This window comes from Anabaena sp. 54 (assembly GCF_017355725.1).
Lineage (GTDB): Bacteria > Cyanobacteriota > Cyanobacteriia > Cyanobacteriales > Nostocaceae > Dolichospermum > Dolichospermum heterosporum.
The window spans coordinates 1-16576 of record NZ_JAAVWA010000004.1 but is presented as its reverse complement, the minus strand read 5'-3'; the positions used below and the strand labels follow the sequence as shown (position 1 = coordinate 16576).

General features: G+C 39.8%; 14 protein-coding genes. 8 read left to right on the top strand and 6 right to left on the bottom strand.

The genetic code is table 11. The features are described from left to right. Positions 1-14: 14 nt before the first annotated feature. Positions 15-1061 carry a zinc-dependent dehydrogenase gene (locus HEQ36_RS06270; protein ID WP_168636635.1) on the top strand — a complete coding sequence of 349 codons (1047 nt, stop codon included), beginning with the start codon at positions 15-17 and terminating at the stop codon, positions 1059-1061. 388 nt (positions 1062-1449) lie between these two features. Then, the gene (locus tag HEQ36_RS06265) at positions 1450-1650 is read left to right on the top strand and encodes a hypothetical protein (RefSeq protein WP_053540318.1); all 201 of its coding nucleotides are present in this window, start codon (positions 1450-1452) and stop codon (positions 1648-1650) included. Positions 1651-1718: 68 nt separating this feature from the next. On the opposite strand, the gene glnA is transcribed toward HEQ36_RS06265, so the two are convergent. Then, positions 1719-3134 carry a type I glutamate--ammonia ligase gene (gene glnA, locus HEQ36_RS06260; RefSeq protein ID WP_015080355.1) on the bottom strand — a complete coding sequence of 472 codons (1416 nt, stop codon included), beginning with the start codon at positions 3132-3134 and terminating at the stop codon, positions 1719-1721. A 373-nt stretch (positions 3135-3507) separates the two neighbouring features. On the opposite strand from glnA, the gene apcB reads away from it, so the two are divergent. Both apcB and HEQ36_RS06250 read left to right on the top strand, forming a co-directional pair. Next, a complete protein-coding gene (gene apcB, locus HEQ36_RS06255) occupies positions 3508-4017 on the top strand; it encodes an allophycocyanin subunit beta (RefSeq protein WP_168636636.1) in 510 nt (169 codons plus the stop codon). A gap of 357 nt (positions 4018-4374) precedes the next feature. Then, a complete protein-coding gene (locus tag HEQ36_RS06250) occupies positions 4375-4956 on the top strand; it encodes a WG repeat-containing protein (RefSeq protein ID WP_168636637.1) in 582 nt (193 codons plus the stop codon). 251 nt (positions 4957-5207) lie between these two features. Here the strand turns inward: HEQ36_RS06250 and HEQ36_RS06245 are convergent, their stop codons facing one another. Next, on the bottom strand, positions 5208-5609 hold the full coding sequence (locus tag HEQ36_RS06245; protein ID WP_053540314.1) for a hypothetical protein: 402 nt from the start codon (positions 5607-5609) through the stop codon (positions 5208-5210). Positions 5610-5826: 217 nt separating this feature from the next. Next, positions 5827-9714 carry a hypothetical protein gene (locus HEQ36_RS06240; RefSeq protein ID WP_168636638.1) on the bottom strand — a complete coding sequence of 1296 codons (3888 nt, stop codon included), beginning with the start codon at positions 9712-9714 and terminating at the stop codon, positions 5827-5829. A 1583-nt stretch (positions 9715-11297) separates the two neighbouring features. Here HEQ36_RS06240 and HEQ36_RS06235 point away from each other — a divergent pair. Genes HEQ36_RS06235 through cobT form a run of 3 tightly spaced genes read left to right on the top strand, consistent with a single transcriptional unit; the run spans position 11298 to position 13775 of the window. After that, the gene (locus tag HEQ36_RS06235; protein WP_168636639.1) at positions 11298-11954 is read left to right on the top strand and encodes a Crp/Fnr family transcriptional regulator; all 657 of its coding nucleotides are present in this window, start codon (positions 11298-11300) and stop codon (positions 11952-11954) included. 14 nt (positions 11955-11968) lie between these two features. Next, a complete protein-coding gene (locus HEQ36_RS06230) occupies positions 11969-12679 on the top strand; it encodes a DUF2232 domain-containing protein (RefSeq protein WP_168636640.1) in 711 nt (236 codons plus the stop codon). Beyond that, positions 12672-13775: a nicotinate mononucleotide-dependent phosphoribosyltransferase CobT gene (gene cobT / locus HEQ36_RS06225; RefSeq protein WP_168636641.1), complete on the top strand. Its 1104-nt coding sequence runs from the start codon at positions 12672-12674 to the stop codon at positions 13773-13775. The genes HEQ36_RS06230 and cobT overlap by 8 nt, the downstream gene beginning before the upstream one ends. Here the strand turns inward: cobT and HEQ36_RS06220 are convergent. Then, entirely contained in the window at positions 13769-14116 is a 348-nt protein-coding gene (locus HEQ36_RS06220; RefSeq protein ID WP_053540310.1) for a hypothetical protein, read from the bottom strand. The two genes, cobT and HEQ36_RS06220, sit on opposite strands and share 7 nt — an antisense overlap. A gap of 251 nt (positions 14117-14367) precedes the next feature. Between HEQ36_RS06220 and HEQ36_RS06215 the strand changes: the two genes are divergently transcribed. After that, complete coding sequence (locus tag HEQ36_RS06215; protein WP_168636642.1) at positions 14368-15498, top strand: extracellular solute-binding protein; 1131 nt, start codon at positions 14368-14370, stop codon at positions 15496-15498. Here HEQ36_RS06215 and HEQ36_RS06210 read toward each other — a convergent pair. Then, a complete protein-coding gene (locus HEQ36_RS06210; RefSeq protein ID WP_233455540.1) occupies positions 15495-16028 on the bottom strand; it encodes a hypothetical protein in 534 nt (177 codons plus the stop codon). The two genes, HEQ36_RS06215 and HEQ36_RS06210, sit on opposite strands and share 4 nt — an antisense overlap. A 323-nt stretch (positions 16029-16351) precedes the next feature. Then, positions 16352-16576 (bottom strand): hypothetical protein (locus HEQ36_RS06205; RefSeq protein ID WP_290707046.1); only part of this gene is annotated, 225 nt, incomplete at its 5' end.

Below are 16576 nucleotides of genomic sequence, written 5' to 3'. Positions count from 1 at the left end.
AGTGGAAAACCAACGTGAAAGCACAAGTATTTAGAGGCGTAAATCAATTATCCTACGAAGAAGTCCCAGTTCCTACCCTAGACGCAGATGAAGTGCTAGTACAGGTGAGGGTTGTGGGTTTGTGTCAGTCAGATATTAAAAAGATTCGTTATCCTTTGTATGAACCGCCCCGCATATTTGGACATGAAACCGCTGGAACTATTGCGGCTGTTGGTTCACAGGTAAAAGGGTGGCAAGTAGGACAACGGGTAGCGGTGATGCACCATATACCATGTATGCGTTGCGCCTATTGCTTAAATGATAATTTTTCCATGTGCGATGTTTATAAAAATATCTCGACTACCGCAGGTTTTAACGCCAGTGGTGGCGGTTTTGCGGAGTATGTGAAAGTTCCAGCCCACATTGTCGAAAATGGTGGCTTAATTCCCATCCCTGATGATATCAGTTTTGAAGAGGCGAGTTTTGTTGAACCCACTAATTGCTGTTTAAAAGCGGTGAAAAAAGCTGAAATTGCACCTGGACAAACTGTATTAGTAACTGGTGCAGGTCCCATTGGGTTAATGTTTATGATGTTGGTGAAGTATTTTGGAGCGAAAGCGATCGCTACTGACCTCTTACCATCTAGAATTGAAAAGGCTCTGGAAGTAGGTGCAGAAGCGGCTTTTGATGCCCGTGACCCTGATTTACCTACCAAAATTCAAGCTTTAACTGGAGGAATGGGTGTTGATGTCACCTTGTTAGCTGTTCCCAGTGATAAAGCGTTTTTTCAAGCTTTAGACTGTACTCGCAAAGGTGGAAAAATTCTCTTCTTTGCAGAATTCCCTGACGAGTTAACCATCCCCATTAACCCCAATACTCTCTACCGTCGGGAAATAGACTTAATGGGTAGTTATAGCTCATCCTACCGTCTGCAAAGTCTATCTGCGGACATAGTATTTAATCGCCGCATTGATGTCAAAGCTTTAATTAGCGATCGCTATCCCCTCCAAAATTTACCACAAGCCGTAGACCAAGCGATCGCCCCCACGGCGGAAACTTATAAGATTTTGATTTATCCATAGTGGGGGAGTAGGGGAGTAGGGGGAGTAGGGGGAGTAGGGGGAGTAGGGGGAGTAGGGGGAGTAGGGGGAGTAGGAGGGGTAGGGGAGTAGGGGGAGTAGGGGGAGTAGGGGGAGTAGGGGGAGTAGGGGAGAGAAATATTCTTTTGCGACAACTAACAACTGACAACTGACCAATTTCATGAAGTTTTATAACAAAAATATCATTTTGTAGTTTACGCTACAGAATTTTATGCTCTCATCGAAAATGCAAGCAGGATAGAGGAGATATAATCATATCAATCCTATTCATTTAAGATTCTGTAGTTTACGCTACAGATTTTTGTGTTATCATCAGATTGCAGGGAATAGTAAATTATTCCTTAGTAAATAAATACAGGGAGGTAGTGTCATGTCTATTCAAGAAAAAGCCCGTCAATCAATTGTACGTCAACATCAGCAAGCTAAGAATCGTCAACAATCCATGTTGATGCGGGCTGCACAGGAACTTAATTTGCATGAAGGAATATCTCACTACTGGAATCCCATTCAAGGTAAAATGGATGCAGCTACTCAGACGCTTTATGGACGTAGCCAAGCGACTATGAGTTAAGTGAAAAAGAAAGCCACCCCAGAGGGTGGCTAAAAAATTCACTAGTTGTACGTTAGTAATTGTTGTAATTAGCAATCGTAATACAAGAAGAATTCATAAGGATGTGGACGCAATTGCATTTGCTTAACTTCGTTAGCAACCTTGTAGTCAATCCAATTTTGGATAAAGTCTTCAGAGAAAACGCCAGTTTCAGTTAAGAAAGCGTGGTCATTTTCCAAAGCTTCCAAAGCCAATTCTAAAGAACCAGGAGTAGAAGGAATCTTAGATAATTCTTCTGGTGAAAGTTCATAGATATTTTTATCTAAGGGTTCACCAGGATGAATTTTGTTTTTGATACCATCAATCCCAGCACAAAGCATAGCCGCAAAAGCCAAGTAAGGGTTAGAAGTAGCGTCTGGACAACGGAATTCTAAACGCTTGGCTTTGGGGTTGTCTCCAGAAAGAGGAATCCGCACAGAAGCAGAACGATTACCTTGGGAATAAGCCAAGTTTACAGGTGCTTCATAACCAGGTACAAGGCGTTTGTAGGAGTTGGTGGTGGGGTTGGTGATTGCCAACAATGCTGGAGCGTGTTTGAGAATACCACCAATGTAGTAAAGTCCCATTTCACTCATACCAGCGTACTTGTCACCCGCAAATAGAGGTTGACCATTTTTCCAAATGGATTGGTGACAGTGCATACCAGAACCATTATCACCAAAAATGGGTTTGGGCATAAAGGTGACGGTTTTGCCATATTTTCTGGCAACATTCTTGATGACATACTTGTAAGTCATCAACCAATCAGCAGCTTCAATTAACTTACCAAATTTGAACCCAAGTTCGCACTGACCACCTGTTGCAACTTCATGGTGTTGCTTTTCAATGGGTACGCCACAATCTTTCATGGTTAGCAGCATTTCTGTCCGCATATCTTGAAAGCTGTCAGTGGGAGGAACTGGGAAATAACCTTCTTTGACGCGGGTTTTGTAACCCAGGTTAGGTCCTTCTTCTCTACCAGTGTTCCAACGACCTTCTACAGAATCAACGTAGTAGTAACCGGAGTTGGTGGTTTGGTCGTAGCGGACATCATCAAAAATGAAAAATTCAGCTTCAGGACCAAAGAAAGCTGTGTCACCAAGTCCGGTGGAAGCTAGATAATCTATCGCTTTTTGGGCAATAACGCGAGGACAACGGTTGTACCATTGGCCAGTACGTGGTTCTTTAATACTACAAATGATACTGAGAGTTGGCTCTTTCATGAATGGGTCAATCCAAGCGGTGTTAGGATCAAGCACCATGGTCATGTCAGATTCTTCGATACCTTTCCAACCCCGAATACTAGAACCGTCGAAGGGAACACCATCAGAGAATGAACTTTCATCAATCTGGTCTTGGTACATGGTCAAATGTTGCCAAGTTCCCAGTGTATCAATGAATTTCAGATCAATCATCTGAATTTTTTCGTCTTGAATCTTCTTCAAGATTTCTTTTGGGGTTGTCATTTTTACTTTACTCCTGATGTAGCCAATTACCTAATATAAACCCAGAGTCTGCCCAAGCATCCTCACCTTGTTACGCTAACCCAAGTTGTCATACACTACCTGGAATATCGTAAATAGTTAACTTGACCTGATTTTGTCGTGTTTGTTACAGATTGCCTGGATTACAGGTTATGTTAACCTTTCTTTCTTAATCTGTACAAAACTAGAAAATTCATGATCAGGGGTCAACTTTGGCATAAAATCCTTAGATAGCAGATGGATAGTTTTTGTGCCAGTGTCTATTTTATGTGAATTGGCACAGAATCTTGTTGGTGCTTCATGGCAACCAAATTAATATCAAATCATAGATAGCTAATGATTGGGAGAAAAAAGAATGCGTGATGCCGTTACAACTTTAATTAAGAATTATGACGTAACCGGACGTTATTTTGACCGGAATGCCATTGATACTCTCAAATCCTACTTTGATAGTGGAACAGCTAGAGTCCAAGCCGCAGCCGCGATTAATTCCAATGCAGCCGCAATTGTGAGACAAGCTGGGGCAAAGTTATTTGAAGAACTACCAGAATTGATTCGTCCTGGTGGCAATGCTTATACAACCCGTCGCTTTGCCGCTTGTTTGCGAGACATGGACTATTACCTGCGCTATGCTACCTATGCGCTAGTGGCTGGTAATATGAATGTTCTGGATGAGCGTGTATTACAAGGACTCAGAGAAACTTACAATTCCTTGGGTGTACCCATTGGTTCAACTGTTCAGGGTATCCAGATAATGAAGGGTATTGTTAAGGAACAAGTAGCGGCTGCTGGTATTGCTAATACTGCTTTTGTGGATGAGCCTTTTGATCATATCACTCGTGAATTGAGTGAGATTGATGTTTAATATCTAATTTTTGGCGATTAGAAAGATGCCTCCGGCACGCTTCGCGAACGCGGCTACACAATCAAAGTCCGCCTTTGCGGACTAAATACATATCGCACTTTGGCTTTTTTGGCAAGGTGCGTTTATTTTTTTTAATAATTGTCAGAATCAGGATTTACAGGATGTTTGTTTGAGTAATGTATTGTATATTACTGGATAGTAGATAAATTTGGTTGTTACATCTACCAATGCTGAGGAGAACATATACTAATGGTGTTTCAGAAAAGGTCTTGGCTGCTGATTTTATTATTGCTGGCATTGGTAGGTGCGATCGCTTTTCATATAGTCCAAATATCTAAAACTGAAAAATCATATCCCATGAGTATGTTGCAAAAGGGATATGAAACCAAGACTGAAAACTTATACCCCATCAATTTTAGCGGTAAGGGATATGGATATGTCAACCAGGCTGCACAGTTGGTTATTGAACCTCAGTTTGATAAAGTAGGAAAATTTTCTGAAGGATTTGCACCTGTAATAGTCAAAAACAAATGGGGCTTTGTCAACCTTAAAGGGAACACAAGTATTACCTTACAGAATAATATTGCTGATGAGTCAAATGATAGCAAGCGTGATGATCACAATAAATCTTCAACTGATTTGTCCGAGAATATCTTGCCAGGATTTCTAGATAAAAAACTCACAGACAAGTATCGTGATGAGGATGATATGCTATCAAGTTCTTTTTCAGAAGGTTTGGCAGCTATCAAACTCAATGGCAAATGGGGATTTATCAATCAGAATGGAAAATTAGTAATTCCATATCAATTTGACGAAATTCAAAAGTTTTCTGGTGGGCCAATGACTACAGATAATAATATCAATATCCAAACTTTTATTATCTGCTGTTGGTATTCCTTGACTACGAGCAGAAGCCCAAAGTGTAGATGCTTCTTTTAATAATTCCCAGTCTATAGGTAAAAACGAGATTATTTCTTGGAGTTTATCTAAATTCTGAATACTATTTAAGTGAGGTTTTTTCTGATATTCTAGAATTAGATTTCTTCTAATCTCAAAATCACAAATTTCAGAGGAGCAGATATACACACCTTGTGAAAGCAATTTGTAAAGCCATTCTCTACATTTATTTGGTTCACCGATTTTATTAGGATTGGCAATAATTCCCAATACACTAGAGTCAATAAATACTATCATACTTCTGAATATAATTTTTGTCCTTGTGGTCTTTCAGCATCCATTCTTTTTTTGAGGTTTTCAAAGATTTCTTCTCTTTCCCTAGATTCTTCATCAGAAATATTTTGATATTCCTGTATTTGTTGTGCTAAAATTGCCATTGCCTTTTGATTTTTTTGAAGTTGTTCTTGTTGATTCCATGTTGATTTATGGGTGCTAACTGGGGTATTTTGATCTAGTTTTGATTGCAAAATTATTTTCAGATTTTGAGCATCTGATGATTCTAAATTGATGGGATGAGGATATCCTTCTAAAATGAGTTGATAATCACTATCAATATTATTGTTATTGGGAATTAGGGCAATAAATCGGGTGATGTTGAGGATTTTACCGCTAGGAAGTTCTATGGAGGTGTTCATGGTATTCTCCTTTGTTTCACTAATTATTAAACAGTTCTTTAATTTTATCATGGATATTTTCCAAATTTGATCAAAATAGCCTGTTGCTTTGCCAGGGTTATTCGCGTTAGTGTGGCGTTAGCCATAACTCAACAAATGCGTTGCCAGGACGGGCAAGATGCCCATCCCACAAGATTGGATTATCTTTTTTGTGAAGTTCTCTAATTAAATTCGGTGATTAAAGTAGGTAACTATATGGTTCTTCCAGTGATTGTACGGTACTGGATTTGATGGCATCTAAATAACGCAGTAATAACTGGACTTGTTGAAGATTGGGACGATAGGAAAGATTGCCTTGTTTTTCAAATAGTGGTGGAGAGTTTATGCCTGTTTTCAGGGACTCAATCGCTTTATAATCGAGGTTTTCCTGAGAGTGATGGGTAAGCCAAAGGTGATCTGAAGTCCCAGGAATTAAGCCCGGTGGTAGTTCACCTTCTAAGAAAGCTAATAATCGCTGTTGACAGATGCGGGTATTAATACCACGACTTTCAAATAAGTGTAAGACTTCACCAAAGGATAAAGAACGATTGGGTAGTAGTTTTAGCAGTTCAGAAAACAGGAAATAATCTGTGTATTGTTGTTTGGGTATGTCTAAAACTTGGGGATGCAAAGGTAACATAGTTAAACCTAATGCCACGCGACTACAATTGGGAGTGCCATTTTCACCCAGGTATAAGTCTTGAATAATTTTGGCATTAGGCAGTTTTTGCCGTAACCAACGGTTAATTGTGCCAACGGAAGCTACACCACCACTGAGGACGGCTTGATTAATGGCTTCGGTGGGAATACCACGAGCTACTAATAATTTGTTAAGTTCTCGATTGAGACGACGGACAAAGGGAACAAAGACTTGACTTTCCAAGTCTCGGCGCTGTAATACCCAACATTGGTCGGCAAATTCTAGGGTAAAGGTTTCTTGGTGCTGTAAAATCAATTTCAACGCTAAGGCTGCATCTAATAAAGCTTGTCCCAGGAGGGAACTTTCTAGGCGTTGTTGGAGACGAATTCGCGCTTCTGTGTCTGGTTCACCAACTTTGGGTAATGATAAGGCTTCTAAACCCAAGTTAGAAAATTGCATTTGGTCTAAACCTGGAATCGAGGGTTGCCAATGCCAAGGATTTGTGTTGGTTGGTTCATGATGAGATTGCCCGGGTTGACGGGGTTGGCGGGATTTTGGTGGTAGTAGTAATTGACAAATAATGTCCTGTTCAATGCCTTTGCCAGAGTAGGCAAAATTGTGCAGCATGAAGTCTTTGTATGTCAGTTTTTCCAGATTTGCTGGTATATCTACCAAGGTCATTTCTACTTGCGTTGCGCCAATATTAATGGCTAAAGTGTTACCTAATAGGGGATAATCACTGGTTTTTAAAGGGCGTAAACCTTGATTTTCGCTAATTTGGATAGATTGACCATTAGCACTGTCTAATTCTGGCAGCAAACTGGCGATCGCTTCCTCGACAAACAAGATTTGTTGGGGATGAGAAACAAGTTCACTGGTGACAATCGCTTCCCGCACATTAAAACGATATTGTTCATTCCAACTGGAAGGACAAGTACAGATAACACCCGCGATATTCTTAATTACTCCTGAAAAAGTCGCTGTATTCATGCCCACAGCATTAGCAATTAAAGCCGGTGTGGTACTGGTTTGAATAGACCTGAGAGTTGATAATAACTTAGAAAGCGATCGCACTACCCAAATTAACGGACCTGCGGAAAACTCGTTCAATTGCAACATCGGCTCCCATTTTTGCCGTTCTTGCTGATAGGGAACTGCTATTTGCAAATAAGGCTTTAACTGTGCTGAATAAAGATGAGGGGAAAAATCTGATTCTCCACTTTTCCCCTGATGAGAACCTGAATTAGTAGGTAAATAAACTTCTGCGGGTAACCGGAATGATTGCTGAAAACTAGAACCATCAACTTGACTTTCGGCTGACCAATAAATTGGATAAACTATCAATTGAGAGCGATTTAATAAAGCCGCAGAAATTCCCGTCGTCCCAATATCAATTCCTAAATACCAACTGGCATCCAAAGTATCATTAGAAATCAGATTATTCTCTTCTTCATGGTAAATTGATGTTTGATTATTGGTAGTTGGAGATTGCTCCTCAGTGAGTGGAGATTGCTTAACATCTTCTGGTTCAGCCTCTACATCTGTCTGAGTTGTTAAACTTAAATCTACTTCCTGACCCGAAACTATATTTACACTATCAACTTGACTGGTAGAATCTAACTTAGTTATAGATTCTCCAGCATAATTTAATGGTTGATCAAAATTAGCTAAATCTTGATCTAATTGTTGCAACTGCTTGGCATCTAAAACAATTTCTGGTATTTCCGAAACATCATTATCTAATACAGACAGCAAATTTTCCCTAGCAGAAGCAGCAACAAAGTTATTCAATACTAACTGCTGATTTTCTGTTTCTGTGTCTGCATTATCTAATTGATTGATAACTTCTGACGGTAATATTTCATTACTAGTATCCACTAATAAATCAGTTAAAACTGTAATTGTATCAACAGGATTTGGTTCTTTTTGAAGTTGTCCTACTACTTCTTTTTCTTCTGGCAAAAATGGGACTTTAATTTCTGTGGGCGCAGGAGCAATTATTGTTTGTGGCTCGTGATTCTCATCATCGTCTTTTGGTTCTGCTAACATAGCAGTGTCAGCTATACTAGAAAATGTTGAACTGTTAATTTCCAGTGCTGATAAATTATTACTGACCTCTTCAGCCGCAATGGGTAAACTTTCATTTTCCCTAAATTTCAGATCAGGAGAAAAGGAGAAATTTAACGATGAGGAAATTTCAGTATTAAAGAAACTTGCATAAAGTTCATCTACTTCATCAGTATTTGTTAACTGTAAATCTTTAGCAGATTGTGATTGATTCTGTAACAATTCTGTAGCCATATTAATTGGCAATATTTCCGCCTCAGAATTTTCTATAGATATATCTTCTGAGGTTTTTGATTCTTCAATAACCGAAGATTCAGCTAATGATGGTGATGTTGCCACAAGATTTTCTATAGATATATCTTCTGAGGTTTTTGATTCTTCAATAACCGAAGATTCAGCTAATGATGGTGATGTTGCCACAAGATTTTCTATAGATATATCTTCTGAAGTTTTTGATTTCTCAACAACCGAAGATTCAGCTAATGATGGTGATGCCGATACTATTTGAGGATTTAAAGGAGAGATAGAAGACTCATTAATCAAAACTTGCTGTTGTAAATATTGAGTCAAATTATTGAGGAAATTTGCCATTAATTGTTCACCCTGTATCCCCTGATCGTGCATTTTAGCTAATGCCTGAGACAAGGAATGATAATAGGCGTTAATATTACGTTCTAGTGCTTCAAAAACACTATTGACAGTTCCATCTAAAGACAGTAAACGTTGATCTAAATTCCGAGCTAAATTTGCTAACTGTTCTATCCGTTCTGCTGATTCTAAAATCGGTTGAATACCAGAAGTAATTGCGTCTAGGTTCTGGACATTAGCGTTAATTATTAACCCAGAATTTGATTGTAAATGTGGTACTAAACGACCCATGAGGACTTCTAAAAAATCAGAAATCATCTCCTGTTGATTAGGTAACTGCTGGCTTAATGAAGAGTTTTGTAGTCGCTTTTGCTCTAGTTGTCTAATTTCCTCAATCAAATCTGCTCTTTCTGCCAATAGCCTGGATAATTCTGCTTGTAAAGGCTGAAATAAAACCGTTATTTCTTGTTTGGTTTGCGCGGTTTCATCACTACTTGTCTCTGGTGGGTGTCCAGAAGACTCTAAAATAGATGGAAGGTGCTGTTGATTAAATTGTGTCAACAGAGATGAAAATCCTGGTGTGGGAGATGATTGAGTAGTTTCTGGTAGGACATCATTCTTTGATACTTCATCTTCCTCCAATTGCACTAAAAAGCTACGCACTCGTTGTAAAATCTCTTTTTCCTGTTGTCCTTGGTTAGAAAGGAACTTAGAAAGACCTTTAGCACTATGAGACAGTAAGTGATCAATATCTGCAATTAGTTGGTGAATTTCATCAGTATGGTAAGTCACGTTAAATTACCTTAGTTAAAAATGTACGTTGATTTGTAAGAGACTGACAATTACAAAAAAGGGAACAGGGAACAGGGAACAGGGAACAGGCAATAGGCAATAGGCAATAGGCAATAGGTGATAGGCAATAGGTGATAGGCAATAGGTGATAGGCAATAGGTGATAGGCAATAGGCAATAGGTGATAGGTTATAGGCAATAGGCAATAGGCAAGAGTAAAGAAGTTTTCAGCGATTTTACGTTTCTTTATAGAGTTTGGTTTTATTGTGTTCACCTACTTATAGCCATATTTACTGATAAAGACAGTGAAAAAAATTGTAGAAGGAATACCTTCGCCAAATTTCAAAAAGCTTTGATTCGTAGGTCATGTTGTTTACTTTAGCGTGCCGGAGAGATTAGGCACAACCCAACAGATATGTATTTGTTGCGCTGTCGCTCAAACCAACCTACAAAAAATGGCGAAGGTATTGATACGATTAAGGTTTAGCTAGTTTCTCAGTGTAGGATGCAGTTAATGAGATTGCGTGATGTTGGTCATGCACTCTCGTTGAGGATACACGAAAATCAAATAATACTTCTATATTAGTCAATATTGTCAATCAGTATTTACCACAACAATGACAACAATCTCAGAAAAAAGGTTATATTAGGGGTATATTTTTACTTTTTTACATAACATAGTTAGTCCAATTTAAGACAATCTCTGTTAGACTTGTCGGTTAAGGAAATGTAGGTTGGGTTGAGGAACGAAACCCAACAAAATCCTTGATAATGTTGGGTTATGGCTGATGCCTCCGGCCAGCGCAGGGATACGCCACACTATGGCTAACGCCTCCCGTCAGGGATACGTAAACGTTCCATTGCTCCGCGTTTACGCAGTGTCCCGCAGGGATACGTAAACGTTCCACAACACAATCTACCAGATAATGACTTTTTAGGCTTAACCGAGCAGTATTGGGTTTAGAATAACGATTTTAGTGTTGTGATGATAGCAACTTTAATAAACAAGATGCCCTGATGGAAGAACGATATAATACAAATAACGCATCCCATACATGGGTCAGTAACCCAGCCCTAAAGGGACTGAGCTTGCAAGAGTAATCAGGCAGGCTGTGCTGACCAGACCACCTTGAGCTTAGTCTCATGGTAGCCGTTATTTAAGTCACGACACCCCGGAATGCGTAGCCCCTTCGGGGTTCAGCAGTCGCTCATGGGGGAAACCCCCAAGACCGCGCTGCTTCACTAGTTCCCTGCTCTGTCACTTGCAATTAAACAGTTTTAAGGTCACTGAAACAGTGTTGCAAGTCTAAAAAGCTTTTATAACTGGTCGTTCGCGCCAGCGTGCCGGAGGCATCTAGCTAACATTACCCCAGAAATGGGAGGCTCTTGAGAGCAAAACATTATGCGTACAGAGTTAGAGAATTTGAATCGGTAATTGTCCCGTTGAAAGTACATCACAAAAGTACCCCGAATTTCCTAACTCCAAGGCGGTAATGAAAAAAGATTCAAAGCGGTTAAAACCGCCCGTGTCGTTTCCCTCTCAGGGAGCCAAGCCGCTGAGTTTCCCACTTACCGGGTATTCTTATGATTACAGTGCCATTTTTTCAAGGCTTGCCAGAACTAGGCTTAGAAAAGGTTCTAACTCATCTTGTTACTCGTACTCATCCAGCTAACCAAGTAATTTTACTAGAAAATGACTGGGGAGGTTCTGTATACTTTATTATAAATGGATGGGTAAAAATCCGTACATACAATTTAGAGGGGAAAGAAGTAACGCTAAATATTATTGGTAGAGGGGAATTATTTGGGGAAATGGCAGCGTTAGATGAAGTTCCCCGTTCTACTGATGTTATTACTCTAGCAGAGACGACGATTGCGAGTATACCTGCTCAGGATTTTGTGAATTTGCTGCAAACAGAACCTTTAGCCGGCGTGAGATTGGCTCAATTAATGGCGAGAAGGTTGCGACAGGTTAACAAAAGATTACGTCTTCGGGAATCAGATAGTCAGTCACGGGTGGCTGATACGTTGCTATTTTTGGCAGAGGGACAAGGAAAACAAGAGAATGCCGGCACGCAACTTCCTAATTTACCACACCGAGAGTTAAGTAGTTTAAGTGGATTGGCACGGGAAACTGTGACAAGAGTGCTGACAAAGCTAGAAAAAAAGGGTTTGATTGTGAGGGATCAAGATAGAATTCATATTCCAGATTGGTCAGCTTTGGAAAAAACTATAGTTTAATTTAGTTGTTTGGCATGAGTATCGTTGATTCCCTACCAGAAGAACCAGAGCAAGATTCATCTCCTGAATCTCTTTCCCAAGCGCGATTACAGTACCAACCTCTGAAGGTTGAAAGTACCTTAAGGATGGTGGAAACGGCTTTTTTAGCCAGTACGGCGAGTTTAATTTGGTTTATTAATTTTTATTTTCCTTTGGGTCCAGTATTGCGGGTATTTTTCCCTATTCCTATTGCTTTGGTTTATTTACGTTGGGGTAAACGAGCAGCTTGGATGGCAGCGGTGACTTCTGGGTTGTTGTTGTCTGTGTTGATGGGTCCGGTTCGGAGTTTATTATTTGTCATGCCTTTTGCCTTGATGGGTGTGCTGCTAGGGGCGACTTGGTATCGCCGTGTACCCTGGATTGTTTCTATTGCTTTAGGGACGCTGTTGGGGACGCTGGGGGTGTTTTTTCGCCTGTGGTTTTTGTCGGTGCTATCGGGGGAAGATTTGTGGGTTTATGTGATTACTCAGGTGACGGAAATTATTGAATGGATTTTTTTAAAATTGGAATTGTTAATGACTCCCAATTTACTATTAATTCAATTGGGAGCGATCGCTCTTATTCTTCTCAATAATTTTATTTACTTGTTTATAGTTCATCTTACGGCTTGGTTACTTTTAGACCGTTTAGGCAATCCCATTCCCCGTCCACCTCATTGGGTGCAGGTGTTGATGGATTATGATTAATATTTACACCCAAGTTCCCCAGGGTGAAGCATGGCTCAATCGTTATCGCGGTAAATTACCGATATTTGCCTGTGTTTTAGGATTTACAGAAACTGGTTTGATTCCTGGGATTTCTGCCGCTGGTTTGACTCCAGATGATCGCCGATATACGGCTTGTGCTGATGCGGAATTTCTCTATTACGGCGCTGAATATCAACCTAAGTACCCTCTGCCACCTTTGACTTCGGGGGCTTCTCCTGTGCTGATTTCGCGGGCGGTGGTGGCTAATTTAAATATCCCTGTTTACTTATTTAATGCCGGATTACTAAATATTCCACCTGTGCCATTAATTGAGTTGGGTGGTGCGCCGGCGAGATGTTTAAGTGGGGGTGCGGCTATGAATGTAGATACTGTTAAACATTTACTAGTTGAAGGATTACGTTGGGGTTCTCAATTAAGTTCTCAATTAAATTCTGATGGGTATTTAATTATTAGTGAGTGCGTTGTCGGTGGCACAACAACGGCTTTGGCAATTTTAACTGGTTTGGGGATTGATGCTGCTGGCAAAGTTAATAGTAGCCATCCTGTGTGTAATCATGGGCAAAAATGGGATTTGGTGCAGACTGGATTGGCAAAAATTCCTCCGTCAGTTGATCCTTTAGAACTGGTGGCGGCGGTAGGTGATCCTATGCAGGTGGTAGTAGCAGGAATGGCGATCGCTGCCAGTCGAAGTTGTGGGGTATTATTAGGTGGAGGTACACAAATGTTAGCAGTTTATGCTTTAATTCAAGCGATCGCTCACAGATATGACCTATCTTGGCAACCCGCAGAAATTGTCATTGGTACAACCCGTTGGGTAGCAGAAGATTCCACAGGCGCAACAATTGACTTAGCCCAAAGTTTCAATAAAAATAGCATCCCCCCCTTGTTAGCCACACAATTGAGTTTTGCTAATTCCCGATATCCCCAATTTCAAGCTTATGAACAGGGTTTTGTGAAAGAAGGTATTGGTGCCGGTGCGGCTTGTATTGCTGCTGCTTTAAGTCGAAATTGGCAACAAAATCAACTATTAGCAGCAATTGAAGCCCAACTTGAGCAACTTAGCACCCATCAATAAACCCTCTGTTTGAGTAACTGTTCTTCTAAGGCAGCAATCCGATGATATGCGGCAGTTAACTGAGTTGTTAGCCGTTGAATTTGAATTTCTGGTGTTATTTGTTTATCTATAGCCTGATAACTCATTTCGGGAATACTATCAAGTAAAATATCCTTATGCTTCCATTCTTTTAACTCATTTGCCGGCTGCTTTTTTTCCAAATAATGCTCTATGGCTGGTAATTGCCGTAAAGATGAATCTGACAAAGCTTGAGATAGGCGCATATCAAGCCTTTCAATCACTTCATGGATGGCATTAACCTGCTGGCTTAACGTGAGAATTTGTTTTTCTAATGATTCCATTTAATACCTGCACCAAAAAAATATTTTCTCTATGTTATTCACTTTACTGACAATCTTAGTTATACTTATGAATTATTTAACTTTTGATGACTTTCATCAAATTTTAATGCCATGTATAGAAGTAAATCAATAATATTGATAAGTTGGGCAACTTTACTTTTCCTTACATATTACTCTTATGAGAAGCCGCTCCGCGTCTACGGTTTTTTCCCGTTCACCTACTTATCATCCGTAATTATACATATAGAACTATGGACAGACGATCTTTTTTATTAAGTATAAGTACCTTAGCACTTTCTCAGGCGATCGCCGGCTGCGGAACAAACCAGCAACCACTCTTAAATGTCCAATTATTAAAAAATTCTATCCCCGGTCAGGTAGTTAATCAGTTTCGGAAAACCGTAACTCAAGGGGGGAAATTAAAATTTACCCCAATTAATCAATTGGAGGATTTATTCAAATTATTACAAACTTGGCAACAACCACCGACTAATAATCAGCAACAATGGACTCGTTATTTACCATTCCATCAAAATCAAAAATCACCAACTGCCAATTTAATCACATTGGGAGATTATTGGTTACAAGCAGCAATTGATCAAAAATTAATTCAACCATTAGCAACAGCAAATATCAAAAATCTAGTTAACCTCAATCAAAAATGGCAACAGATAATTAAGCATGACCAAGAGGGTAAAATTTGGGGCGTTCCTTATCGGTGGGGGAATACAGTAATTATTTATAATCAAGAAAAGTTTCAACAATTGGGTTGGACACCAACAGATTGGAGTGATTTATGGCGGAGTGAATTGCAAAATCGCATTTCTTTACTAAATCATCCCAGAGAAGTCATTGGTTTAGTTTTGAAGAAATTAGGAAAATCTTATAATACAGACAATATCAATCAAATCTCTGCCTTAGAAACGGAATTAAAAGCATTAAATCAACAAGTCAAATTCTATGATTCTAAAAACTATCTAGAACCACTAATTATTGGGGACACTTGGTTAGCAGTTGGTTGGTCTGATGATATTATCCCCATCATCAATCGTTATCCAAAATTTGCCGCAGTTGTCCCCAAATCGGGAACAGCAATTTGGGCTGATTTATGGGTAAGTCCCACAGGTGTTAATAATGACAGTTTAGCATACCAATGGCTAGATTTTTGTTTACAACCCAATACATCTAAACAAATTGCCCTACTAACTAAAAGCAATTCTCCCATTGACAAGACTATGGTTAATGGGGATATTCAGAAGCAGTTACAGAATTTATTATTAACTGATTCAGAAACTTTTGCCAAAAGTGAATTTTTACTGCCTTTCCCTCCAGCAGTGATGAAAGAGTATGAAGATTTATTTATGAAGATCAAAAAATCCTAATTTGACAAAGCAAAACTGAAACCGACTTGACTTCGATGATTCATCTGAAGCCGACAGGAAGCAGGACTTTGAGAAAAATTGCAGGTGTACGTTGCTAAAGCTTCTTTCTGGTAGTTAAAAATTCGGATATTGTAACCAAATTTACTAGCTAGGCTACCTAAACGATTCACAAAAACATACTTACCAAAATAGTCTAATAAGCCCCAAATTTGCTGATTAACAATTAAATCTGCCCGGGGTGGTTCTGTTTGCGAGGGCGGGTAAACTATCCAATTATCTAAAAGTTGTTTTTCCGAGTTTTCCTTAGCCCACCATAAACTAGGAACTGTTAATTTTTGGGGATCAATAGTTTTAGCTGTGATGATATTATCCTTTGATTGGGTAAGTAAATCTAGCTGCAAAGGTGCATCAGAGGGGAGAAAAATATTTTCTGCTTTTGATGGGAGAATGGGTAAAAGCGAAGCAGTAAAAAACCCCATTGCTAATAATAACAGTGGTTTTTTACGGATAAATAACTTATTGTTAGTCATAGCTTTGATACTTGATATTTATTTCCCATAATGTTCATGGTTCAATCGAGAAAATCCTGATTGAAATATAAAAATTTTATGGAGGAGGAGTTCAGAAGTCAGAAGTAGGGGGAGTGGGGGGAGTAGGGGGAGTGGGGGGAGTGGGGGGAGTGGGGGGAGTAGGGGGAGTAGGGGGAGTAGGGGGAGTAGGGGGAGTTAGGAGTTAGGAGTCAGGAAGAAGAAGAAAGAAGAAAGAAGAAGGAAGAAGGAAGACGTTGCGCTCTAGGGTTAGCTTTTCAGTTATGCTCTTAACTTGACAATAGGATATACAGCAAGTTGCGTAGTTATGAGGTATAAAATCTAAATTGAAACCTATACAAAAAGCCAGTTTTACTTCTGACTCCTAACTCCTGACTTCTGACTTTTAACTCCCCTACTCCCCCTACTCTCCCTACTCCCCCTACTCTCCCTACTCCCCCTACTCCCCCTACTTCCCCTACTCCCCCTACTCCCCCTACTCCCCCTACTCCCCCTACTCCCCCTACTCCCCCTACTCCCCCTACTCCCCC